The organism is Mucilaginibacter sabulilitoris (assembly GCF_034262375.1).
GTDB lineage: Bacteria > Bacteroidota > Bacteroidia > Sphingobacteriales > Sphingobacteriaceae > Mucilaginibacter > Mucilaginibacter sabulilitoris.
Genome location: NZ_CP139558.1, coordinates 88,663 through 112,379, shown reverse-complemented (window position 1 = coordinate 112,379; position 23,717 = coordinate 88,663). Strand labels below are relative to the sequence as shown.

Here is a 23,717-nt window from a genome sequence, read left to right as displayed (position 1 = left end):
AGAATATATAGATGTACAAGGAATATAAGCAGTTAAACCTATCGCAAACAGGCAAAGAGATACTGGAGTTCTGGCAGCAGAACAACATATTTGAAAAAAGTATCAGCAGTCGTCCGGCAAGTAACCCCTACACATTTTACGAGGGGCCGCCGAGCGCTAATGGTATGCCCGGTATTCACCACGTAATGGCACGTTCCATAAAGGATATTTTTTGCCGTTACAAAACCTTAAAAGGTTTCCAGGTTAAGCGTAAAGGCGGCTGGGACACACACGGCCTGCCTATTGAGCTGGCAGTCGAAAAAGCTTTAGGGATAACCAAGGATGATATTGGTAAAAAAATAAGCGTTAAGGATTATAACGATGCCTGCCGCAAGGAGGTAATGCGCTATACCGACGTATGGAACGACCTGACCGAAAAAATGGGTTACTGGGTTGATCTTAACGACCCATACATCACCTACAAAAATGAATATATTGAAAGCCTTTGGTGGATACTGAAGGAATTTTATAATAATGATCTATTATACAAAGGGTACACGGTGCAGCCGTATTCGCCAAAATCGGGTACCGGCTTAAGCTCGCATGAGTTAAACCAGCCGGGTACTTACAAAATGGTAAAGGATACCTCTATAGTGGCCCAGTTTCATTTAAAGAACGACCAGCAGCACCCGCTGATGCCGGTTTTGTTTGAAGATGTGAACGAAGATACCGTTATACTGGCCTGGACAACCACGCCATGGACACTGCCATCAAACTGCGCGCTGGCCATTGGCGAAAATATCGACTATGTTAAACTGCGCACCTTTAACCCTTATACTTATGAGCCGGTTAGTGTAGTATTGGCAAAGGCGCTGGTTGGTAAGTACTTTAAAACCGAAGGCGAAATTGCTTCGTTCCAGGATTATAAAGGGGGTGATAAAGTTATTCCGTGGGAAGTACGTGTCGAATTTAAAGGCGTTGAACTGCTTGGCTTACGCTATCACCAGCTGATGCCTTATGTTACCAATGAGGACCTGGAGAAAAACGCTTTCCGTGTTATCCCTGCCGATTTTGTTACTACCGAAGATGGTACAGGTATAGTACACACCGCCTCTGTTTTTGGTGCGGATGACTTCAGGGCCTGTAAAGAGAATAACGTACCATCGGTAATGGTGAAGGACGAATTTGGCAAGGATGTGCCGCTGGTTGATAAACAGGGCCGTTTTGTTGATGAAGTAACCGACTTTGCAAAACGCTATGTTAAAGACGAGTATTATACCGATGCCGAACGTACCGCATCTGATTTCAGGGGTACCGATGTACTGATAGCTATTAAGCTTAAAGAAGACAATAAAGCGTTTGACGTTAAAAAATATGAGCACAGCTACCCGCACTCATGGCGCTCAGATGAACCGATATTATATTACCCGCTCGATAGCTGGTTTATCCGTACCACTGCGGTAAAGGAAAAACTGGTAGAGCTTAATAAAACCATTAACTGGAAACCCGAATCGACCGGAACCGGCCGTTTTGGTAACTGGTTAGAGAACCTGGTTGACTGGAACCTTTCACGTTCACGCTACTGGGGAACCCCATTGCCTATCTGGCGTGAAGAAAATGGTACTGAAGAAAAATGTATCGGCTCTATCGCGGAGCTGAACACGGAGATACAAAAATCTATTGATGCCGGTTTTATGCCTGCAGGTTTTAAGCTGGAAGATATGCACCGCCCTTATGTTGACGATGTAATTTTAACATCGGCAGCCGGCAACAAAATGTTCCGTGAGCCCGACCTCATAGATGTTTGGTTTGACTCAGGTGCTATGCCTTATGCGCAGTGGCATTTCCCTTTTGAAAACCAGGAGGAATTTAAAAATGCCTACCCGGCCGACTTTATTGCCGAAGGTGTTGACCAAACCCGCGGCTGGTTTTTTACCCTGCATGCCATAGCCGTAATGCTGAGCGAGTGCAGCAATGAGGTAAAGGCTGTGAACGCGCTGGTTAGCAATAAAGGTATCTCGTTTAAAAACGTAGTATCAAACGGCCTTGTACTTGATAAAAACGGCAACAAAATGTCTAAACGTTTAGGCAATGCGGTTGATCCGTTCGAAACCATTAATCAATACGGTGCCGATACCGCCCGCTGGTACATGATCAGTAATGCATCACCATGGGACAACCTCAAGTTTAACGAGGAAGGCCTGGATGAAGTTAGACGTAAGTTTTTTGGTACGCTGTACAACTCTTATTCGTTTTTTGTGCTGTATGCCAATATTGATAAGTTTACCTACAGCGAACCAGAGATTGCTATATCCCAACGCCCGGAAATTGACCGCTGGATCATATCATTGTTAAATACCCTGAGTCGCGAGGTTGATGGTTTTTATGCCGATTTTGAGCCAACCAAAGCTGCACGTGCCATACAGGAATTTGTTGACGCGCACTTTAGTAACTGGTATATCCGTTTAAGCCGCCGCCGTTTCTGGAAGTCTGATAACTCTGACGATAAACTATCGGCCTACCAAACGCTTTATACTTGTTTGGAGACCATTGCCAAACTGATGTCGCCTATAGCGCCTTTCTTTGCAGATCGTTTGTATAAAGACCTGAACAAGGTAACCGGTAAAGAGGAATTTGAATCGGTACACCTGGCTTATTTCCCAACCTATCATGATGATCTGGTTGACGCCGATCTGGAAGAACGTATGCAGTTGGCACAGGATGTTTCGTCATTAGTGTTATCATTACGTAAGAAAATTGAAATCCCGGTACGTCGGCCACTTGGTAAAATATTATTGCCGATATTGGATAAAGGCTTTAAACAGCACGTGGAGCAGGTAAAAGAATTAATTTTATCTGAAACAAACATTAAGGATATTGAGTATATTACCGACACAGCAGGCTTTATCAAAAAGAAGATAAAACCCAACTTTAAGGCTTTAGGGCAAAAAGTAGGTAAGGATATGAAGGCTGTAGCTGAGGTTATTAATAATTTTACACAGGATGATATAGCTAAGCTTGAAAGCGAAGGTGCGGTTAACGTGCTTGATGCCAAATACTTAATATCAGCAACAGATGTTGAAATTATTGCAGAAGATGTGCCCGGATGGCAAGTTGCAAATTTAGGAAAACTAACTGTAGCTTTAGATGTTACCATAACCAACGAATTGAAGGAGGAGGGTATTGCGCGTGAGTTGATAAACCGTATTCAGAACCTGCGTAAAACAAAAGGTTTTGAAGTTACTGATAAGATAAATGTTCGTATTAGCGATCATCCTTATATCAGAGAAGCGGTAAAAAATAATTTATCCTATATTTGCGCCGAAATTTTAGCCGAAAGTATAGTGCTTGATAGTCAGCTAAATGATGGTGATAAAGTAGAGATTGATGGAAATGAAATTTTTATTGTTATTAGTAAAGTATAAATGAAAGTAGAAAACGAAAAAACCAGATATTCTGAATCAGACCTGCAAGAGTTTAAAACACTTATTCTTGATAAACTGCGTATTGCTAAAGAGGAATTAAATTCCCTTGCAACTTCGTTAAGTTCGCCTAATGCTAACGGAACTGATGATACTGCCGGTACTTATAAAACCCTTGAAGATGGTTCGGCCACGCTGGAAAAAGAACAGATAAACCAGTTAGCTGCCCGTCAGAAAAAATTTATTGACCAGTTGGAAGCTGCCCTGGTACGTATTGAAAACAAAACTTATGGCATTTGCCGCGAAACTGGCAAGCTGATTCCAAAGGAGCGTTTACGTGCCGTGCCGCACACTACCCTTACAATGGAAGCTAAATTAAAGCAATAAATGAAGGCTGCTTACACCAAACCTTTTTTAACTGCTATATTTATTATTCTTGTCGACCAGATCATAAAGACCTGGGTTAGAACGCACATGTTCATGGGCGAAGAGATCCGTTTTCTGGGCAGCCACGGCATGCTGCACTATACCGAAAACAACGGTATGGCGTTTGGCATGGAGTGGGGAGGTGATGCAGGTAAGCTGGCTTTAACATTGTTTCGCATTTTTGCGGTTTGTGGTATTGTTTACTGCCTTATTTACTTAATAAAGCACAAATATCACCGCGGGCTTATCATGAATGTGGCGCTTATACTGGCCGGTGCGGTGGGTAACATTATCGACTCGACCTTTTATGGCATAATGTATAATTACGCTCCGCTATTTCATGGCCGGGTGGTTGATATGTTTTATTTCCCGCTGTTCAGGGGTACATACCCTTCATGGTTCCCGTTTTGGGCCAATGAATCATTCGAGTTTTTCAGGCCGGTATTTAACCTTGCCGACTCGGCAATCTGCGTTGGCGTAATCATGATACTGATATTCCAGAAACACTACTTTAAACACGAAGTGCCCGAAGTAAACAGCCCCAACAGTGAAATGGTGGAGGAGTAAACGGATATTAATTTTGCTTATAATAATACGAAAGGCCGCAATTAGCCACGAATGGTCGGAAGATTTTATCTTCCGACTTTTTTTGTTTTTCAGGCTTAATGTTTTGTATTTAAGCATTTGATTATCAATTATTTACTTGTTTTTCTCATTGATTTTGAGTATATTAAATGCAGTAAATCAATCAGATATGACGATATTTAAAGATCATAACATTACTGTAAAACAGCTTTTAGGTTTCATTCCGGAGGCGCTGATAGCAAATTTGTCGCTCACAAGCAAGATCGATCATTACGCAAAGGTTTTGCATGGCAATAAGCTGTTTTATTTGCAGCTCTATGGTATTTTAGACAACGACAGGCTTAGCCAGAGAAGCCTTGAGGACACGTTCAATGCTTCGGTATTTAAAGTGCTTTTTAACCTTGATGAAGATGAAAAGGTCTGCAGGAGTTCCATTTCGGAAAGGTTGTCTAAGGTTGACCCGGACTATTTCAGACAGATCTATGAATACATCTACGAGCGTTTTTCCTGCTCCTATACGTTAAGGGAAAGAAAGCAGTATAATCTCATCCGTGTAGACAGCACTATAGTCAGTGAAACCGCCGGCAAGCTAACCGCAGGCATTGTCAATGCCGGCAGTAGCAAGAAAGCAATCAAATATAGTCTTGCTTTTGATGGCTTGCTGCCAGGCCTTGCGCAGGTCTTTACCAGCCCAAAGTATGGCAACGAAGATAATGCACTGCCCGAGGTTGTCATGGCGCACGTAAAGAAAGAACCCGGGCATCAAAATATCTATGTACTGGACAGGGGGCTTCAATCTACCCGGACAATGAAAACTTTCAGTGAAAGTGAGCTAAACTTCATCTGTCGTTCAAAGGAGAACAGAAAGTTCGAATTGGTAGAATCGCTGATCACTGAAGGGCAGAACATGGATATGGGGGGATCCATTTTGCTTAGAGATAGCATTGTCCGGCTCTATACAGGTATGCCTATAGCCAACAAGCGGGGGAATAAACATTACAGAGAGGTACTGGTGGATCGTCCTTTTCGCCTGGTTGTCGTAAAAAGTAAATCCGATGATGGTAAAGAGTACTGGCTGTTAACCAATGAGTTCGACTTATCAGCCAAAGACATCGCCCAAGCCTACCGCAGGCGTTGGGACATGGAGGTTTTTTTTCGGTTCCTCAAACAAGAACTCAACGTGAGCCACCTGGTTTCGCTAAATAAAAACGGTCTACAGGTTATGTTATATATGACATTGATAACCAGTATGCTGGTATTGATCTACAAAAAGGGGAATAAACAGGGTTATAAAACTTCTAAAAGACGATTTGCTATGGAAGTCAGAGACTTGGCCATTGCTTTAATTGTTGTACAATGTGGTGGTGATCCCGGCCTCTTTTTTAAGACATAAAAAATGGCCCGAATTTCTTCCGACCATTCGTGGCAATTAGCGGCCTTTCGTATTATTATAAGCTATTTCACCGCACGTAATCAAGGGTGACAGGCCAACCTTAGGAGGATTAACTCTTTTTACATTTTATTAAAAAAAATGGCTGATTTTCGTTGATTTCGAAGATCTCAAATAATCCGGCTTTTTTAAATTCTGATTTTATTGATTCCTTGTCGTAAAAGAACATCTTTACGCCTTCAAATATTTCGTAACGGTCTATGCTGATAAATTTGCCTTGTCTGTAGGTTTGGGCTTCTTTCGAAATCATCGTAAATACCATATAGCCATTTTCTGCCAGTTGATCATAGCAGTCGCGAATGAGTTTTTCCCTTTCGCTGCTGTCCAGTAAATGAATTAAGGCATAACAAAATATGCCATCGTATTTGTTTTTATCAAATGGCATATCAGTTACAGAGCCGTGGTGGATAACCATATCCGTTCCGTAATGCTTTCTTGCCATGGCAATAGCCGTTTTTGAGATCTCAATGCCGGTTACTGTTATTCCGTTTTCTTTAAAGATTTGAGCGTTCCGCCCATAGCCAATTCCGGGAATCAGGATGTTCTTTACCGAATTTTGGACAAAAAAATCCTTGGTCAATACTGCAGATTTAGCCGGCTCAAAGCCCCACATCTCCTGCTTTTCGCCAAAAGTTGATTCCCAGAACTCAGGTTTTTCGGTTTCGTTTGCCATTTAATTCGCAATCACGCGTTCGCCCTTCATTTTTGACGCTATCTGCAATGCTTTATAAGCATTTACAATGCCACCGGTTTTACTCAAGCTGGCAAAATCAACTTTAATGGTTTTGCTGCCTGGTCTAAGTACCATAGTGCCTGTTAATGGTGTAACCGACTGCAACAGGACCTGTTTAAGTTGTTTAGAACTTAGCGTTGGATAATATTCCAGTACCAATGCCGCTATACCAGCCGTAACAGGCGATGAGAAACTGGTGCCGTCTTCGGTCATGAACTCGGCATCGGTATCAACTGTGGTAACCTTGACGCCCGGCGCAAACACATCCACGCTTTTTTTGCCATAGTTGCTGAATTCACCCGCCAGCTGCTCACCCATTCTCGGGCCCGAAGCTCCGACATTAACTACATTATCCGCATCGGTTGATGAGCCATCTAAGAAAGTATCATTCGGAAAATCAGGATTGGCATCCATGTCCTCACTGTCATTACCCGATGCCTGTACCAAGAGCACATCTTTTGACGCGGCGTACTTAAAGGCCTCATCAACCCACTCTTTATGTGGTGATATTTTTTTACCAAAGCTCATATTAACAACCTTGGCGCCATTATCAACAGCATAGCGTATAGCATTGGCAATATCTTTATCGTACTCATCGCCGTTGGGTACGGCCTTTATAACCATGATCCGTACGTTATCGGCCACGCCATTAATGCCATACCCATTGTTGCGTAAAGCGCCTATAAGTCCGGCCACGCCTGTTCCGTGCGACGCGTCAGCAAATTTAAGCAGGTTGTTGCCGTAGGGCTTATTATCCATACTGTCAACATTGTCGCCCACTATGCGCTTACGTGCTTCCAGGTCAGGCGACAGGTCGTTGTTCAGCTTAGCCAGGTATTCGCTCAGGTCTTTAATAATAGCCGCGTTGTTTTGATTGCCACCTTCCTGCGAAAATATGGAGTCCCAAACGTATTTACTTTGGGTGAGGGTATCATTGGTCATCTTAAGCTTTACCAGGTCGGCCTGTTTAAATGTTCCGTTAGCGGGCAAGTTAAGCCCCCGTTTAATATAGCCGCTGGTTACCATTAAGGCATTCATAATGGGCTGTAGCTGCTCGGTTTCGGTACGGGCCTTGTTAATGGTGGTATCGTAAATGGTTTTTACCCGTTTCCAATAGGCGTATTGTTTTTTATCTACCGAGTTGGTATCGGTAAGTGTTTCAAATTTACCTTTGAGCTTATTGTATTCCCTAACTTCTTCGGTAGTTTCATTAAAATCGGCTTTGCCATTAGGGCCCCCTAAAAAATTCCAGCCATGTATATCGTCAACATAACCGTTATGGTCGTCATCAATACCATTACCCGGTATTTCTTTTGTATTAACCCATAAAATACTTTTCAGATCCCGTTGCAGGGTGTCAACACCGCTATCGATTGTAGCTACCACAACAGGTTTGCTTTTTTTACCCTGTAAAAACAGATAGGCGGGTTTTAAACTGATGCCATAAAAACCGGTTTCTTTCAGGTCCATCAGCTGCCAGCCTTTGGGCAGTTCGGGTTCTTGTTTAGGGAGTGTTTGCGCGGAAGCAGGTATATTGATTATTAATGAAACTAATAAGGTGGTGCCGGTAATGAATTTGGGGAAATTAAACATGTACAAAAGTTAGTAATAAAATATTTTTTAGAGGTCAAACTTAATGCCTTGTGCTAAAGGCAACGTTTTTGAATAATTAATAGTATTAGTTTGCCGCCTCATGTAAACTTTCCATGCATCAGAGCCAGATTCGCGACCACCGCCGGTTTCCTTTTCACCGCCAAACGCTCCACCTATTTCCGCACCCGATGTACCTATATTTACGTTGGCAATGCCACAATCAGAACCAGCGTATGATAAAAATTGTTCTGCCTCGCGCAAATTATTAGTCATAATAGCCGATGACAAGCCTTGCGGTACCCCATTCTGCAATTCAATAGCTTCATCGAGAGTGCTGTATTTAATAAGGTAAAGTATGGGCGCAAATGTCTCGTGCTGCACAATTTTAAAATGGTTTTCCACTTCGGCAATGCAGGGTTTTACGTAACATCCTGATGAATAGTTCTCTCCCTCCAGTTTACCGCCCTCAACCACGAACTTGCCGCCTTCGGCCTTACATTTTTCAATTGAGTTAAGATACAGGCTCACCGCGTCATGATCAATCAGCGGGCCCATGTGGTTATGCTCATCAAGCGGATTGCCAATGCGTATCTGGCCATAAGCATTCACCAGTTTTTGCTTAAAGGCTTCATAAACACTTTCGTGTATGATAAGACGACGGGTGCTGGTGCAGCGCTGCCCCGCGGTACCCACTGCGCCGAATACCGCTCCGATGAGCGACATATCCAGATCGGCATTTTCAGTAATAATAATGGCATTGTTGCCCCCTAATTCCAGCAAGCTTTTGCCCAGGCGGGCACCTACCGCAGCGCTAACCGCTTTACCCATACGGGTTGAGCCGGTAGCAGATATTAATGGCACACGGGTATCAGTCGCCATCAGCTCGCCTATATTACGGTCGCCAATAATGAGGTTTGATACACCCTCGTCAATGTTATGGCGTTTAAATACTTCCTGTGCTATACGCTGACAGGCGATAGCGGTTAATGGGGTTTTTTCAGATGGTTTCCAGATGCAAACATTACCGCAAACCCAGGCCAGCAGCGAGTTCCAGCTCCAAACAGCCACCGGGAAATTAAATGCCGAAATGATACCTACAATACCCAATGGATGGTATTGCTCATACATGCGGTGATTTGGACGCTCAGAGTGCATGGTTAAGCCGTAAAGCTGGCGGCTGAGGCCAACAGCAAAATCGGCAATGTCAATCATTTCTTGCACCTCACCCAATCCTTCCTGCAGGCTTTTGCCCATCTCGTATGATACGAGTGTGCCCAGGTCTTGCTTGTTTCTACGCAGCGCCTCGCCTATTTGGCGTACAATTTCGCCGCGTTTTGGTGCGGGGGTGTTGCGCCAGGTTTTAAAAGCCTGGGCAGCCTGTTCAATAACCTTATTATAATCATCTTCGGTTGCAAATCTTACCGCCGCTATCTTTTTACCGTCAACCGGCGATATAATATCTTTTACGGCAGCCCCGGCGCTGCTGCCCCAGGTTGCGCCCGTACTAAAAGCCTCACTAATATCGTTTATATGTAAACGTTTTAGAATATCTGAAATATCGAGGTTCATAATTGTTACTTTTGTCAAAGGTAAAAATCTTAAGGCAATTTTTCGTTTTCCCACCTTTGGCCTATTAATTGATTGTTATTAATTATCAATGCATTGCAACACAATTGTTGTATAAATGTGTGAATGTGGAAAACTTAATTGCTAAACGGACGCTTACTTGTTGTATTTTGAACTCAATAAGTCTTTACGAAGCAATAACAATTGTTAACCTAAAGCGGATGTTCTGCAAACAAAATTGAATGGAAGAAGAATTTGAATTTGGTTTTACCGAAGATCCAAAGTTTTCGGTAGAACGGTACGAGGAGATGATTCGTAATCACGACCAGTACTTTTTTGATGCCCAGGCGTTTGAGAACATTATCGACTATTACATCGAAAAGAATGATCCGGCCAAAGCACTGCAAGTAGCAGAGTACGCGCGTAACCAGCACCCTTTTGCAGCAGTTTTTTTAATTAAACAAGCCCAGTTGCTGGTTGTAACCAACAAAGTGACCGAGGCTTTCGCGGCTTTGGATAAAGCGGCTATGCTCGAAGCTTCTGACGCTGATATTTATATTATCCGCGGCAATATGTATGAGAGCATGGAGCGTTTTGGCGAAGCGCTGGAAAATTATGAAAAAGCATTAGGGCTTGCCGAAGAAACCGACGAGATACTGCTGCATATTGCCTACGTTTACCAAAACATGGGCGATTATGATACTGCCATAACCTACCTTAAGCTATGCCTTAAGCAAAATATGGAAAACCAGGATGCCCTCTACGAACTGGCTTTTTGTTACGATGTAATGGACAACCAGCAGGAAAGTGTACAGTTTTACCAGCAGTATATTGATAACGAGCCCTATAGCTACGCTGCCTGGTATAATCTGGGTAATGCCTATACCAAGCTGAGCCTGTTCGAAAAAGCTATTGACGCGTATGACTATGCCATATTGATCAAAGATAGTTTTGCATCGGCCTATTTTAATAAGGGTAACGCCCTTGTTAACCTCGAGAAATATGCCGAAGCCATTGAAGTGTACCGCCACACCTTTGAGTATGAGCAGCCTAATGCCGATACTTATTGCGCCATTGGTGAATGCTATGAAAAGCTGGAGCAAATGGACGATGCGCGGGCCTTTTACAAAAAATCGGTTAAGATGGACCCTAAGCTGGCCGATGCCTGGTTTGGGATTGGTGTTACGCTTGATTTTGAGGAACGCTATTTTGAGGCCCTGCACTTTTATAAAAAAGCGCTCGACCTGGATATTGCCAACGCCGATTACTGGTTTGCCATTGCCGACGCGGAATATAAGCTGGGCCACATGACTGAAGCCGAGCAAGCTTATGAAAAAGTGGTTGAATTAAACCCGCTGGATATTGATGCCTGGCTCGACTATTCATCCATATTGTATGAACAAGACAGGTTGGTTAGCGCTATTGAAATCATTTCGGAAGCTATAAAGAATAACCCAGAAGCCGCTGAGCTTTATTACCGTATGGTAGCTTATTTATTTGCAAAAGGCGAGTATAATGAGGCGCTTAACCAGTTGGAACTAGCGCTTACAAGCGATCCGGAGAAGCATTATATACTTTTTGATTACCTGCCCCAGTTACAAAAAAACAAAGTGATTGTGGATATTATAAATAGGTATACCAAATAAAAACCGAGTTATAATTTAATTAAACTGGCTTATTAATTAAATAGGCATGGTTTATTAAACGTATCCATACCCTAATTAATGAATATGAAAAGGCCGAAACTTTAAAATAAGTTTTGGCTTTTTTTTGTATAATTTTAACATTTAGGTACACAATTGTACAATTTTACATGCTGATATACAGTGGGTTAAGAAAACGTTATATTTGCCTTTATTTATTGATCAAGTTATAAAACCCCTAAAAGTCATGACAAAAAGTAAAGTGCAGGCGCCCAAATTAAACGTGAATGCTCAGCTGTTGGCAAGTAAGGTAGGAACCAACCCTCTTTATAAAGGTGCCAGAGCTGCTCTTGTTCCGCAAATGGAAGAACCTAAAAAGGAACAGGAAGCAAGCAATATCGCATAGCAAAAACATTTTTTAAAAGCGGGTAGGCTTTTAAGTTAAAAATGGGTTCCCTTGTGCTATAGGCACAGAGGAACCCATTTTATTTGCGGGCCGGCCTCTAATGTATTCAATCCACATATGTTGAAAATTAGCTTCCTGCCAAATTTTCGTAAAAATTTTATGGGATTTGCTCAATCTCCGGATAATTTCCGACATTTGCAGTGTTAGAACTTTTAGTTATAGGCTATAACCAACTATCTATATGAATTATATGATCAATGATCTTCCCCAACGTACAGCCAAACCCCGCGACAAAGGTATTACCATGGTGATGGATAAGGGGCTCAGTTTAAGGCAGGTAGAGGATTTTTTAGAAGTTGGCGGCCCGTACACCGATATTGTTAAATTAGGCTGGGCAACATCATACGTTACCCCCAATTTAACAGAAAAAATAAAGCTGTACCAGCAGGCCGGTATCCCCGTATATTTTGGCGGCACTTTGTTTGAAGCCTTTATTGTAAGGAAACAATTTGATGATTATTGCCGTATACTGGATAAATACAATCTGGAACACTGTGAAGTGTCTGATGGTTCTATTGAAATTGAGCACGATGAGAAGTGCGAGTATATTAGCAGGCTGGCCAAACAGGTAACGGTAATATCTGAAGTAGGCTCGAAAGATGTGCAAAAGATATTTGCCCCCTACAAATGGATTAAACTGATGCAGGCCGAAATTGAAGCCGGCTCGTGGAAGGTAATAGCCGAAGCACGCGAAAGTGGCAATGTAGGCATATACCGCGATTCGGGGGAAGTGAGACAGGGACTGGTTGATGAAATATTGACCCAGATACCCGAAGGAACCATTATTTGGGAGGCCCCACAAAAGGCCCAGCAGGTTTGGTTCATTAAACTCATAGGTGCCAATGTAAGCCTGGGCAATATTGCTCCCGCTGATATTATACCTCTTGAAACCTTACGCCTGGGTATCCGGAGTGATACCTTTGACCATTTTTTAAATTTGTAACTTTTGACTGATCTTACTATAAAGTTAACGGAGCCTTCAGAATAATTTCTGGGGGCTTTTTTATTTTAGGCTTACTGGTAATGTTGCGGATTTATTATCTTAACAGGAATTAAAACCAGTTACCGGTTTTGTAAAACTGAACAGCAATATGGCGCCAGAAGCTGAAAACCTGCCCAGCGTAAACCGCGATGAATTGCCGGTGCAGGTATATTCTGATAATTCTATAGAGGTTGCGGCTTTACTCACCCTCTCAGGTGGGTTCCTTGATGTGTTTACTTATATAGGGCACGGTCATGTATTTGCCAACTCCATGACGGGTAACGTGGTGTTTTTGGGCATGTACGCTGCAACAGGTAACTGGCACCAGGCCATGAGGCACATTCCGCCAATTGTAGCGTTTTTAGCAGGTGTACTTATTGCCTACCGCATGCATTTGCCTTCGGTATTAAAATATTTCCCCAAGCCGGCGTTGACCTGCCTCGGGCTCGAAATTATAGTGCTGATAGCGGCTTCCTTTTTATCAGATTCATTCCCCGATGTATTGCTGGTGCTGGCCATTGCGCTGGTGGCGGCCATGCAAAATTCAAATTTTACCAAGCTCGAACTGTGGACGTATAACTCTGTAATGACCACCGGCAACCTTCGCCGCTTTGCCGAAGCTTTTTTCAGGGGAACTATGCCCGGTCTTGATCGTGTTGCCCTGCGCGAAGCCCGCTTGTTTGGTTTTGTATGTCTTTGTTTTTTGGCGGGAGCGATTTTAGCCGCGCTAACGACCCCCAGGCTGCATGATTATTCCCTGTTTATACCTGCCGGTGTTTTGTTCATCGCTTTCATTATTTGCTGGCGCAGGCAAAAGGCAAGGTTTTTGTATCCTATAATAAGGTATAAATCACGGCGTACCGATCAATAGTTTTCATAACTTATGAATTGTTGCTAATATTACCGCATGAAACAATACGGACTTATAGGCTATCCGCTTTCACACTCTTTTTCAAAGAAGTATTTCGCAGAGAAATTTAAGAACGAAAATATTACAGATGCTGTTTATGATTTGTACCCGCTCGAAAACATCAAAGACCTGCAGGACCTGCTCGATGAAAATCCGCATATTAAGGGGCTTAATGTAACTATTCCGCATAAAATGGCGGTGTTGCCTTACCTGGACTGGATTGAACACGATGCACGTAAGGCGGGTGCCGTAAATTGTATCTGCGTAATTGCCGAAAGTCCGCTGCAGGCTGCCTTTACCGGCGAAGTTGGAGTAGGTGGGCATGATTTCAGGCTGGAAGGCTATAATACCGACCTGTACGGCTTTGAAATGTCTATAAAACCATTAATTAAAGATACCAATCACGAGGCCCTTGTTTTGGGCGACGGCGGCGCCGCGCAGGCGGTTAAATGCGTGCTCGAAAATATGGGTATCGCCTATAAAACGGTCGCCCGGAAACCGCATCCTGGCAATATTTTGTTCAACCAGCTTAAACCGCACCATATTGAACAGCATAAGATCATCATCAATACTACCCCGGTTGGCACTTCGCCCAAAATTGACGAATGCCCGCCTATACCTTATGATGCTATAACCGACGACCATTTGCTGTACGACCTGATCTATAATCCGGAAGAAACGATGTTTTTAAGGAAAGGACGGGAGCAAGGGGCCACCACTAAAAATGGTTATGAAATGCTCGTTTTACAGGCCGAAAGATCATGGGAGATCTGGAATGCTAAAGATAACCGCTTATGAGATACATTAGCGTATTAATGGGCGCGATAATGCTTTTTGCGGCTTGCGGTGGCAATCACGACTATTCGCCAAAGCCGCGGGGCTATTTCCGCATAGTTTTCCCAAAAAAGGGATACCGGGATTATAACGTGGGTTGCCCTTATACTTTTAGCTATCCTAAATACGCTTTTATTGAGCCCGATACAACGAAAGGCGCCCAATCATGCTGGGTTAATATGCAGTTTCCGCAGTTTGGGGCCACACTGCACTTAAGCTACCAGCCGGTAACATCAAAAAAAGTGTTTAATGAGCTGGTAGAAGATGCCCGCACCTTTGCATTTAAACATACGGTTAAAGCAACCTCTATTGACGAAGGCGTGATCAGCTATGCCGACCGTAAGGTTTTTGGTATTTATTACACTATTGACGGCAACGCGGCATCGTCGGCACAGTTTTTTTTGACCGACAGTACTAAAAACTACCTGCGCGGCGCGCTCTATTTCAACACCGAACCCCGGCTTGACTCCATACAACCTGTGCTCAATTTTATAAAAAAGGACATGGAAGTAATGATTAAGAGTTTTAGGTGGAAGTGAGCTAAGAATCAAGAAATAAGAGGCAAGAATCAGGAAGTTAAAGTAGAAAAAATAAAAATTTATCATCCTGAGGTACGAAGGATCTTCTTCAATATGAGCGCGTTCACAGTGTTCACGTTCACAGAGGCATGAACACCGTGAATATTTATGAACACATTGATAATCAATGCATTAATATTTAAGTGTAAAACTATTTGTTAACCGCGGATAGCTGTCTTATCCACGGCGGTTGTTCGTCTGATAGATGCTTCACCCCGTTCCTGCATGACAAAAATTTCAAAATCAATAAGCCAGTAACTTCTCCATTGTTTCTTCCAGTCTTGCTTTGGCCAGAAACTGATCCTCAAGAGCTTTGTTCATGGGTATGGCGGTATCAAGGCTGCCGCAGCGCATAACAGGAGCGTCAAGATATTTAAAGCAATGTTCGGCAACATGGGCGGCTATCTCGGCGCCGAAACCGCTGGTCAGGGTATCTTCATGCAGCACCAGTGCCCGGCCGGTTTTCTTTACGCTTTCTTCTACTGCTTCCTTGTCCCAGGGTAACAGGCTGCGGAGGTCGATAATTTCTATAGATTGCTCGGGATGTTTGCCGGCATACTCCAGCGCCCAGTGTACGCCCAGTCCAAAGGTAATAATGCTAACCTGTTCTCCTTGTTTTACAACATTAGCTTCGCCAATTTCTATCAAGCAATAATTATCCGGTACATCACCGCTGATACTGCGGTACAGGTATTTATGTTCAAAATATATTACGGGGTTGGGATCGTCAACGGCGGCCAGCAGCAACCCTTTGGCATCTGCCGGGAAGGCCGGATAAACCACTTTCAATCCGGGGGTCTTGGTAAACCAGGCCTCGTTGCTTTGTGAGTGAAAAGGCCCCGCCCCGGTGCCCGCTCCCGTTGGCATACGAATCACCACATCTACACCCTGTGCCCAGCGGTAATGGGTTTTGGCCAGGTTATTAATGATCTGGTTAAAGCCGCAGGTTACAAAATCGGCAAACTGCATCTCTACGATTGCTTTATACCCATTTAATGCCAGTCCCATGCCCGCGCCCACAATCCCCGACTCGCAGATAGGTGTGTTACGCACCCGACCTTTGCCAAATTCCTCTACAAATCCCTGGGTTATTTTAAAAGCGCCGCCATATTCGGCTATATCCTGGCCCATGATCACCAGGTTGGTATGTTTGCGCATCGCCTGTTTTAGTCCATCGCTTATGGCATCAATATAGCGTTTGCTGGTAGTTGGTGTAGTCGGTGGCTGTATCGCCGGGAACTGATAAGGCTGGTACATATCCGCAATCTCAGTTTCTATATCCGGAACAATATCGGCTTCGCTATAAACCTTTTCAATTTCGGTTTCTATATGGGCGGCGAGCTCTTTTTTAATTACCGGTATCCACTCGGGGCGGAGCACACCTTCGTTCAGCAGATACTTTTCAAAATTTGCCACAGGGTCCTTGCCTTCCCACCATTCAAACAAATTCTGCGGAACGTATTTAGTACCCGATGCTTCCTCATGCCCACGCATCCTGAATGTCATGCACTCTACCAAAACCGGTCTTGGGTTTTCCCGGATGCTTTCGTTTATGTGTTTTATGGCATGGTAAACTTCCAGTATGTTATTGCCATCAATGCGGCGGCCCTCTATGCCGTAGCCTATAGCCTTATCAACCAGTTTAAGACAGTTATATTGTTCGTTAACCGGAGTAGAGAGACCATAGCCGTTATTCTCAATTAAAAATATAACCGGCAGTTTCCAAACCGAGGCAATGTTAAGCGCCTCGTGAAAGTCGCCCTCGCTGGTTGCTCCTTCGCCGGTAAATACCAGGGTTGATTTTTTCCGTTCCGATAAAACATCGGCCAGGGCAATGCCATCTGCCAATGCCAGCTGTGGCCCCAGATGCGATATCATACCGATGATCTTATATTCCTGTGTACCGAAATGGAAGGAGCGGTCGCGGCCTTTGGTAAAACCAGATGGCTTGCCCTGCCATTGCGCCATTAGCCGCGAAAGAGGAATATCCCTTGACGTAAAAACCCCGAGGTTGCGGTGCATGGGCAAAATATATTCATCGCTTTGCATGGCCAATGTACTGCCAACAGCAATGGCTTCCTGACCTATTCCTGAAAACCATTTGCCTATACGCCCCTGCCGTAAAAGGATCAGCATTTTCTCCTCAATCAGTCGTGGCAACAACAATTTTTTGTAAAAAAGTGTTAAATTTTCAGTATCAAGGTTTTTACGGTCAAAAATCATGACGTAAAACTACTGAAGTTTTTAAAACTTTGTATGTTTGACAATCCTATCAAAAAAGTATGAAACGATTCGGTTTTTTATTACTCGCGCTACTATTGTTTATTGGTTTTGCTGCCAGCTCACAGGATTATTTTTTGCTGCCCCAAAGCTTTTATATGAAGAAGGGTGATAAGCTGAACCTGCACTTATTAAGTGGGAGCGAGTTTCAGAAAGATGCCGAGTATAAATACGAACCTAAAAAGATCTTGAAGTTTATGCTGTATGAGGGATCAAAAAAGACCGACCTGGGTAATCCAAAAGACACAGCAAGCAATGTGCTCAACTACCAGCTTGAAAACGGTGGACTTGCATTGATTGAACTGGTAAAAAGTGAAAGCATAGAGTCTGAACGGAACAAATTTTTGAAATACCTTGCTAATGAAGGTTTGGATAAAATAGCCGAAGACGCGAAGAATAGCAACCAGCAATATTTTGTCGAAAAATCAAACCGCTACTTAAAAACGCTGATATCCGTTGACAAGCCTAACGGTAAAGATTTTGATAAACCACTGGGCGAGGATTATGAGATAGTGATACAACAAAATCCCTACAAGGCCAGCTATGGCGATGATGTAACAGCGCAGGTATTGTTCAAAGGTAAGATACTTAAAGATGCCGTAGTTATTGTATATGTAAAAACCATAAGCGGCAATGTATTCCCACAGAAACTAACTACAGATGCCCAGGGACAGGTTTATTTTAAACTAAGCCGTGAGGGTATTTACATGATAAGTTCTGTACATGTGGAAACTTCTACTGATAAAAATGCCGATTTTGAAAGCTGGGGCGCCACCTACACCTTCGCTTTCAGCAATGAGGACAGCATGCCTAATACGTACAAAGAGTTTGGTTTTGGCGATAAGCACTAAGAGCCCGACTTTCAAAAAGCTTGTCATACTGAACGCAGTGAAGTATCTATTTTGCGATGTACATAGTTCGTTAATAGATCCTTCGTTCCTCAGGATGACAAGGGGAATTTAATGCCTCTACTCGAACTCCACATATCCAAACGTACTTAACTGTTTACCGCTCATATTGGCATCGGTAATGATCAAAGCACCTTTCCGGTAAAGCGCTATACCTTCCCAATTATTTTTTAAAACCGGAAATGTTGAGGTAACCTGTTTCCACTGTTTGTCCTTACGATTATTGAGCATTACTATTCGGTTGTAGCTGTTTGTTTTTAAATAATCGGGATCATTCGCAACGGTATTGTTAAGGTCTGGAATTGTTTTTCTGATATTTTCTAACTGGTTCTTTAATACATCATTGTTCAGATATGAGTTGTAGTCGCCGTTCCAGAAATAGTTAATGCCGTATATCTTATCGTCACTGGTAGCGGCAATGTCTGTAACTCTGAAATAAAGGAAAGGTGTTTTTACTTGTTCGGGCGTTTTATTAAACGAGGTATCAATTAAATAGCCATTGCCTCCTTTTGCAGCTGCGTTAAATTCATAATAGGCCAATAGTTTTTTTTCCTTAGGTAACCACGTTACACTTTCAAAACCGGCATTGCTGATGTGGATTGGTCTTTTAAGCGTTACAAAATGCAACGGGTCAATAGTTATGGTATTTTTAATGGTATCAAATGTGCCTTTTAGTAAAAAGCAATAAGCATAACTATCATCGGTTTCTATGGATAAGTAAACCATATTATTTACCATAGTTATAGCCTCAAAGCCCTCATAATTTGCTTTTACAGAATCGGGTAATTGATTAAGTTTTTTAACGCTGATGGCTTTGTAGGCTGTGAGCGCGGTGTCTTTTTTGTCTATTACCCTGCCTATGCTGTCGGCCACGATGCTGTAAATGGAAAAAGTGCCATTGAGCTTTGTTTCCTTATGATCGCCATATTGGGGCAGCAGATAGAGCCGTCCGTTATACATGGTCATGCCCGAAAATTCTTCGTCTACACTGTTGATATTTTGAGGCAATGCAATTGCTTTAAACGAATCCTGGCCATGCGCTGTCGCAGAAGTGCATATAATTGCCGCCATCAGCAAAATGTACAGATAATGTTTTATCATAGGTATAAATATAAGTTAAATTCGTAATAGTGGCGATTATTAACCTGCAAAGCGCTGATAGTAAATACTGTCGTTTTTAATGAATTAAATAAGCCTAAATACCTTGCATAACTTATATATTTACCGCCATTGTTAAAAATTTAACAAAATTTAACATTTAAGAGGGGAATTTTTTTGGTGAAAAAATGTTAGTGTGTTTAAGTTTGCCTACCGAATAAAAAAGATTGCATGGAAGAATTAAAAAGTAATACCGAAAACGTTTCATCAGGCTCAATTCCTGGTAGTTTATCGTATTCAACCGATATCAGGGCGCTGAATGAAATGATACAAAAGGAAAGCGCCTTTATCGATCTGCTTAAACTGGAGATGGATAAAGTGATCATCGGGCAAAAATATATGGTTGAACGCCTGCTGATCGGTTTACTGGCCGATGGGCACATTTTATTAGAAGGTGTACCGGGGCTGGCCAAAACGCTGGCCATCAATACGCTGGCAAAAGCTATACAGGCCGATTACAGCCGTATCCAGTTCACTCCGGATCTTTTACCGGCAGATTTGCTGGGAACCATGATCTACAATCAAAAAAAGGAAGAGTTCATCGTTCGTAAAGGGCCGTTGTTCTCCAATTTTATCCTGGCCGATGAAATTAACCGTGCCCCGGCAAAGGTGCAGAGTGCGTTGCTGGAAGCCATGCAGGAGCGCCAGGTTACCATTGGTGATAATACTTTCCCGCTGCCAAACCCTTTCCTGGTACTGGCAACCCAAAACCCTATTGAGCAGGAAGGTACTTACCCGCTGCCCGAAGCACAGGTTGACCGTTTTATGCTCAAGGTGGTAATACACTACCCAGATAAGGAGGAAGAAAAAAGAATTATCCGTGCCAATATATTACCCGGCGGTATGCCTAAGCCTTCGCCTATCATAAAACCCGAAGAAATTGTAAGGGCCCGCAAGATAGTGCGCGAGGTGTATATGGACGAGAAAATAGAGCAATACATCATTGATATTGTATTTGCCACCCGTTATCCCGAGCAGTTTAAACTGGCCCATTATAAAAATCTCATTACGTTTGGAGGTTCGCCGAGGGCGAGCATTAACCTGGCACTGGCTGCAAAGGCTTATGCTTTTATCAAACGCCGCGGCTATGTAATTCCGGAGGATGTGCGGGCCGTTTGTCATGATGTACTGCGTCACCGTATTGGGCTAAGCTATGAGGCTGAAGCAGAAAACATCACTTCTGAAAACATAATTACAGGGATACTGAACGCGGTAGAGGTTCCATAGCCTCACCCCGACCCTCTCCAAAGGAGAGGGAGTAAAAAGAACGATTTAACCACTAAATAAAAACTAAACTTGCTGATCAAAGTCCTCTCCTTTGGAGAGGATTTAGGTGAGGCTTTTAGAGGGCTCCATATGGCTAAGGATACCAAAGAACTACTTAAAAAAGTAAGGAAGATAGAGATTAAAACCCGTGGGTTAAGTAACCACTTATTCTCGGGCGAGTATCATTCGGCTTTCAAGGGACGTGGTATGGCTTTCAGCGAAGTGCGCGAATACCAGCTGGGCGATGAGATCAGGACGATTGACTGGAACGTTACGGCCCGCTTTAACCACCCTTATGTAAAGGTTTTTGACGAAGAACGTGAGCTTACCGTAATGCTGCTGATGGATGTGAGCGGGTCCGAAAATTTTGGTACCCAAAATCAGCAAAAGCAGGACCTGGCTACCGAACTTTGCGCCGTACTGGCATTTTCGGCCATACAGAATAATGATAAGGTTGGTGTGATATTTTTCAGTGATAAGATAGAGAAATTCATCCCGCCCAAAAAAGGACGTACCCATATCCTGATGATCATCCGTGAGCTGATTGATTTTAAACCAGAAAGTAAAGGTACCAACGTTGCAGAGGCGCTTAAATATTTTACGCGGGTGATCAAGAAAAAATGTACTGCTTTTATTCTGTCAGATTTTATAAGTCCGGCGTTTTATGACGAGCTGAAGATCGCCAATAAAAAGCATGACATCATTGCCCTTAGGCTGTATGACAAGCACGAAGAAGAATTTCCGAATCTGGGCCTGATCCCGATGCGGGACGAAGAAACAGGTGAACTGCTTTGGGTAAACACAGCTGACGAAGCCGTGCGTAAGGCATTTAAGGCAGAAGCCTTAAAACGCAATGGTGTGTTAAAAGATACATTTAATAAATCGGGGGTTGATTTTACCAGCGTGGGCACACATGAATCATACGTGAAACCATTAATGACATTATTTAAAAAGCGGGAAGGCAGAAGATAACCATGCGGAATTTTAATTACATCCTGATCCTGTTTATATTACTAACCGGTTCTGTTTATAACGCTAAGGCGCAAGATGTTCAGGCCGAAGCAAAGCTTGACCGTACCGCGATAAAAATAGGCGAGCAAACCCAGCTGCACCTGGTTGCGCGTTTTCATGTTAAGGATAAAGTTGAGTTTCCGGCGCTGGCGGATAGTATAGGCAGTAAAGTACTGATTGTAGGCAGCAAGATAGATACCATTTTTGACAAGGATGATGTCAGCATTCAAACTATCAGGCACAATTATACCATTACCTCTTTTGACAGCGGGCAATACGCAATTCCGGCTTATGCTTTCCATACAACCGGGGGCGATGTTAAAACCCAGCCTTTAACACTGCAGGTAGCCACAGTAGCAGTTGATACCACGAAAGCGGCGTATGATATTAAGCAACCTTTAGCCATTTCCTATACATTTTGGGATTGGCTGCGCGATAACTGGGTATGGGTAGTTGGTGCATTGGCTGTTATACTGATCATTGGCGGTATTATTTATTACCTGCGGACAAGACCTAAGAAAGTAGAGGTTGTGGAACCTCCTAAACCGGTTATACCAGCATATGTTACCGCATTGCAGAAACTTGCCGAGCTGCGCGACAAAAAGCTTTGGCAGCAGGAGCAAACCAAGCAATACCATACCGAGCTTACAGATGTAATACGCGATTACCTGGAAAGCCGCTATGCCATACAGGCCCAGGAACAAACCTCTGATGAGATTTTTGCCAGTTTACGGTATATGGATATATCCGAGGAGAACAGAAACCTGTTACGGCAGATGCTGATACTGGCCGATCTGGTGAAATTTGCCAAAGAAAAGCCATTGCCTCATGAAAATGAGCAGAGCCTGGATAATGCTGTGGCTTTTGTAAACAACACCAAGCAGGTAGTTCAAACACCCGTTATAAAGGGAGAGGATAAAAAATGAGCTGGTTTAACGGAATAGAATTTGCCCATCTCGGATTTTTCTGGTTGCTGATCATTATCCCATTAATGACGGCATGGTATATCTGGAAACAACAGCAACTGCAGGGTAATTTAAATGTACCTACGCTTAAGGGATTTGCCCTTGCCCGTAAAAGCAAAATAAGCCGTTTTAGGCATGTGGGTATTGTGTTAAGGTCATTGGCTCTTGCTGCGTTGATAGTAGCGCTGGCAAGGCCGCAGTCGTCATTAAGCTGGCAAAACACTACTACTGAGGGTATCGATATCATGATAGCCTCAGATATCTCGGGCAGTATGCTTGCCGAGGACTTTAAACCTAATCGTTTAGAAGCAGGTAAAAATATAGCCATTGATTTTATAAAAAACCGCCCGGATGACCGGATAGGCCTGGTGGTATTTAGCGGTGAAAGCTTTACCCAATGTCCTTTAACTATTGACCATGACGTGCTTGTTAACATGTATGCCGATATCAAGAACGGAATGATAGAAGATGGTACCGCCATTGGCATGGGCCTGGCAACCGCAGTAAACCGTCTGCGCAACAGCGAGGCTAAAAGTAAGGTGGTGATATTGCTTACCGATGGTTCAAATAATTCGGGCTCCATACCGCCTATTACTGCTGCCGAAATTGCCAAGCAGTTTAATGTAAGGGTATACACTGTAGGCCTGGGCACTAATGGTTATGCGCCATACCCGGTGCAAACCCCCTTTGGTGTGCAATACCAGCGCATGAAAGTTGACATTGACGAGGGGACGTTATCAAAAATTGCTAGGATAACCGGCGGTAAATATTTCAGGGCAACCAATAATGAAACGCTGAAAGAAATTTATGCCCAGATTGACAAACTGGAGAAAGCGAAGATTGATGTAACCCAATACCGCAAAAAAACCGAAATGTTTTTGCCATGGGCCATTATAGCGCTGGTATTATTGTCGCTTGAATTTTTATTAAAAAACACCCTGCTAAAAGGGGCCTTAACTTAA

At 43.2% G+C, this 23,717-nt stretch carries 20 protein-coding genes; 15 read left to right on the top strand and 5 right to left on the bottom strand.

Going from position 1 to position 23,717, the window contains the following annotated elements; genetic code table 11:
- Positions 1-11: 11 nt before the first annotated feature.
- The 4 genes from ileS (at position 12) to SNE25_RS00425 (ending at position 5,805) form a co-directional block, all read left to right on the top strand.
- A complete protein-coding gene (gene ileS / locus SNE25_RS00440; RefSeq protein WP_321563119.1) occupies positions 12-3,404 on the top strand; it encodes an isoleucine--tRNA ligase in 3,393 nt (1,130 codons plus the stop codon).
- The gene (locus SNE25_RS00435; protein WP_166092596.1) at positions 3,405-3,788 is read left to right on the top strand and encodes a TraR/DksA family transcriptional regulator; all 384 of its coding nucleotides are present in this window, start codon (positions 3,405-3,407) and stop codon (positions 3,786-3,788) included.
- Positions 3,789-4,394, top strand: coding sequence for a lipoprotein signal peptidase (locus SNE25_RS00430; RefSeq protein WP_321563118.1), 606 nt, complete (start codon positions 3,789-3,791; stop codon positions 4,392-4,394).
- A gap of 187 nt (positions 4,395-4,581) precedes the next feature.
- Entirely contained in the window at positions 4,582-5,805 is a 1,224-nt protein-coding gene (locus SNE25_RS00425; protein WP_321563117.1) for an IS4 family transposase, read from the top strand.
- A 109-nt stretch (positions 5,806-5,914) separates the two neighbouring features.
- Here the strand turns inward: SNE25_RS00425 and SNE25_RS00420 are convergent, their stop codons facing one another.
- Genes SNE25_RS00420 through amaB form a run of 3 tightly spaced genes read right to left on the bottom strand, consistent with a single transcriptional unit; the run spans position 5,915 to position 9,757 of the window.
- On the bottom strand, positions 5,915-6,535 hold the full coding sequence (locus tag SNE25_RS00420; protein WP_321563116.1) for a class I SAM-dependent methyltransferase: 621 nt from the start codon (positions 6,533-6,535) through the stop codon (positions 5,915-5,917).
- Positions 6,536-8,188 carry a S8 family serine peptidase gene (locus SNE25_RS00415; protein WP_321563115.1) on the bottom strand — a complete coding sequence of 551 codons (1,653 nt, stop codon included), beginning with the start codon at positions 8,186-8,188 and terminating at the stop codon, positions 6,536-6,538. It abuts the gene before it with no gap.
- Between the two features lie 27 nt (positions 8,189-8,215).
- A complete protein-coding gene (gene amaB / locus SNE25_RS00410) occupies positions 8,216-9,757 on the bottom strand; it encodes an L-piperidine-6-carboxylate dehydrogenase (RefSeq protein ID WP_321563114.1) in 1,542 nt (513 codons plus the stop codon).
- A gap of 239 nt (positions 9,758-9,996) precedes the next feature.
- Between amaB and SNE25_RS00405 the strand changes: the two genes are divergently transcribed.
- From SNE25_RS00405 to gldD, 6 genes are all read left to right on the top strand, one after another.
- A complete protein-coding gene (locus tag SNE25_RS00405; protein ID WP_321563113.1) occupies positions 9,997-11,400 on the top strand; it encodes a tetratricopeptide repeat protein in 1,404 nt (467 codons plus the stop codon).
- 244 nt (positions 11,401-11,644) lie between these two features.
- A complete protein-coding gene (locus SNE25_RS00400) occupies positions 11,645-11,803 on the top strand; it encodes a hypothetical protein (RefSeq protein WP_321563112.1) in 159 nt (52 codons plus the stop codon).
- A 241-nt stretch (positions 11,804-12,044) separates the two neighbouring features.
- The gene (locus SNE25_RS00395; protein ID WP_321563111.1) at positions 12,045-12,806 is read left to right on the top strand and encodes a phosphosulfolactate synthase; all 762 of its coding nucleotides are present in this window, start codon (positions 12,045-12,047) and stop codon (positions 12,804-12,806) included.
- Between the two features lie 148 nt (positions 12,807-12,954).
- Positions 12,955-13,716 carry a YoaK family protein gene (locus tag SNE25_RS00390; protein WP_321563110.1) on the top strand — a complete coding sequence of 254 codons (762 nt, stop codon included), beginning with the start codon at positions 12,955-12,957 and terminating at the stop codon, positions 13,714-13,716.
- 36 nt (positions 13,717-13,752) lie between these two features.
- The gene (locus SNE25_RS00385) at positions 13,753-14,553 is read left to right on the top strand and encodes a shikimate dehydrogenase family protein (protein ID WP_321563109.1); all 801 of its coding nucleotides are present in this window, start codon (positions 13,753-13,755) and stop codon (positions 14,551-14,553) included.
- The gene (gene gldD / locus SNE25_RS00380) at positions 14,550-15,128 is read left to right on the top strand and encodes a gliding motility lipoprotein GldD (protein WP_321563108.1); all 579 of its coding nucleotides are present in this window, start codon (positions 14,550-14,552) and stop codon (positions 15,126-15,128) included. Before SNE25_RS00385 ends, gldD begins: the two co-directional genes overlap by 4 nt.
- Positions 15,129-15,410: 282 nt before the next feature.
- Here gldD and SNE25_RS00375 read toward each other — a convergent pair whose 3' ends face one another.
- Positions 15,411-17,390: an alpha-ketoacid dehydrogenase subunit alpha/beta gene (locus SNE25_RS00375; protein WP_321563107.1), complete on the bottom strand. Its 1,980-nt coding sequence runs from the start codon at positions 17,388-17,390 to the stop codon at positions 15,411-15,413.
- Between the two features lie 59 nt (positions 17,391-17,449).
- On the opposite strand from SNE25_RS00375, the gene SNE25_RS00370 reads away from it, so the two are divergent.
- Positions 17,450-18,298 (top strand): DUF4198 domain-containing protein, encoded by an 849-nt coding sequence (locus tag SNE25_RS00370; protein WP_321563106.1) that lies wholly within the window; start codon positions 17,450-17,452, stop codon positions 18,296-18,298.
- Between the two features lie 117 nt (positions 18,299-18,415).
- Here the strand turns inward: SNE25_RS00370 and SNE25_RS00365 are convergent, their stop codons facing one another.
- Positions 18,416-19,456, bottom strand: coding sequence for a hypothetical protein (locus tag SNE25_RS00365; RefSeq protein ID WP_321563105.1), 1,041 nt, complete (start codon positions 19,454-19,456; stop codon positions 18,416-18,418).
- A 228-nt stretch (positions 19,457-19,684) separates the two neighbouring features.
- Between SNE25_RS00365 and SNE25_RS00360 the strand changes: the two genes are divergently transcribed.
- The 4 genes from SNE25_RS00360 (at position 19,685) to SNE25_RS00345 (ending at position 23,717) form a co-directional block, all read left to right on the top strand.
- Positions 19,685-20,740, top strand: coding sequence for an AAA family ATPase (locus SNE25_RS00360; protein ID WP_321563104.1), 1,056 nt, complete (start codon positions 19,685-19,687; stop codon positions 20,738-20,740).
- Positions 20,741-20,809: 69 nt separating this feature from the next.
- Entirely contained in the window at positions 20,810-21,751 is a 942-nt protein-coding gene (locus tag SNE25_RS00355; protein WP_321563103.1) for a DUF58 domain-containing protein, read from the top strand.
- 2 nt (positions 21,752-21,753) lie between these two features.
- The gene (locus tag SNE25_RS00350; RefSeq protein ID WP_321563102.1) at positions 21,754-22,716 is read left to right on the top strand and encodes a BatD family protein; all 963 of its coding nucleotides are present in this window, start codon (positions 21,754-21,756) and stop codon (positions 22,714-22,716) included.
- Complete coding sequence (locus SNE25_RS00345; protein ID WP_321563101.1) at positions 22,713-23,717, top strand: vWA domain-containing protein; 1,005 nt, start codon at positions 22,713-22,715, stop codon at positions 23,715-23,717. The genes SNE25_RS00350 and SNE25_RS00345 overlap by 4 nt, the downstream gene beginning before the upstream one ends.

Excerpts from the sequence above, each read along its gene's own strand:
- ileS (WP_321563119.1), top strand. The coding sequence starts at position 12 with ATGTACAAGGAATATAAGCAGTTAAACCTATCGCAAACAGGCAAAGAG.
- SNE25_RS00435 (WP_166092596.1), top strand. The coding sequence starts at position 3,405 with ATGAAAGTAGAAAACGAAAAAACCAGATATTCTGAATCAGACCTGCAA.
- SNE25_RS00430 (WP_321563118.1), top strand. The coding sequence starts at position 3,789 with ATGAAGGCTGCTTACACCAAACCTTTTTTAACTGCTATATTTATTATT.
- SNE25_RS00425 (WP_321563117.1), top strand. The coding sequence starts at position 4,582 with ATGACGATATTTAAAGATCATAACATTACTGTAAAACAGCTTTTAGGT.
- SNE25_RS00420 (WP_321563116.1), bottom strand. The coding sequence starts at position 6,535 with ATGGCAAACGAAACCGAAAAACCTGAGTTCTGGGAATCAACTTTTGGC.
- SNE25_RS00415 (WP_321563115.1), bottom strand. The coding sequence starts at position 8,188 with ATGTTTAATTTCCCCAAATTCATTACCGGCACCACCTTATTAGTTTCA.
- amaB (WP_321563114.1), bottom strand. The coding sequence starts at position 9,757 with ATGAACCTCGATATTTCAGATATTCTAAAACGTTTACATATAAACGAT.
- SNE25_RS00405 (WP_321563113.1), top strand. The coding sequence starts at position 9,997 with ATGGAAGAAGAATTTGAATTTGGTTTTACCGAAGATCCAAAGTTTTCG.
- SNE25_RS00400 (WP_321563112.1), top strand. The coding sequence starts at position 11,645 with ATGACAAAAAGTAAAGTGCAGGCGCCCAAATTAAACGTGAATGCTCAG.
- SNE25_RS00395 (WP_321563111.1), top strand. The coding sequence starts at position 12,045 with ATGAATTATATGATCAATGATCTTCCCCAACGTACAGCCAAACCCCGC.
- SNE25_RS00390 (WP_321563110.1), top strand. The coding sequence starts at position 12,955 with ATGGCGCCAGAAGCTGAAAACCTGCCCAGCGTAAACCGCGATGAATTG.
- SNE25_RS00385 (WP_321563109.1), top strand. The coding sequence starts at position 13,753 with ATGAAACAATACGGACTTATAGGCTATCCGCTTTCACACTCTTTTTCA.
- gldD (WP_321563108.1), top strand. The coding sequence starts at position 14,550 with ATGAGATACATTAGCGTATTAATGGGCGCGATAATGCTTTTTGCGGCT.
- SNE25_RS00375 (WP_321563107.1), bottom strand. The coding sequence starts at position 17,390 with ATGATTTTTGACCGTAAAAACCTTGATACTGAAAATTTAACACTTTTT.
- SNE25_RS00370 (WP_321563106.1), top strand. The coding sequence starts at position 17,450 with ATGAAACGATTCGGTTTTTTATTACTCGCGCTACTATTGTTTATTGGT.
- SNE25_RS00365 (WP_321563105.1), bottom strand. The coding sequence starts at position 19,456 with ATGATAAAACATTATCTGTACATTTTGCTGATGGCGGCAATTATATGC.
- SNE25_RS00360 (WP_321563104.1), top strand. The coding sequence starts at position 19,685 with ATGGAAGAATTAAAAAGTAATACCGAAAACGTTTCATCAGGCTCAATT.
- SNE25_RS00350 (WP_321563102.1), top strand. The coding sequence starts at position 21,754 with ATGCGGAATTTTAATTACATCCTGATCCTGTTTATATTACTAACCGGT.
- SNE25_RS00345 (WP_321563101.1), top strand. The coding sequence starts at position 22,713 with ATGAGCTGGTTTAACGGAATAGAATTTGCCCATCTCGGATTTTTCTGG.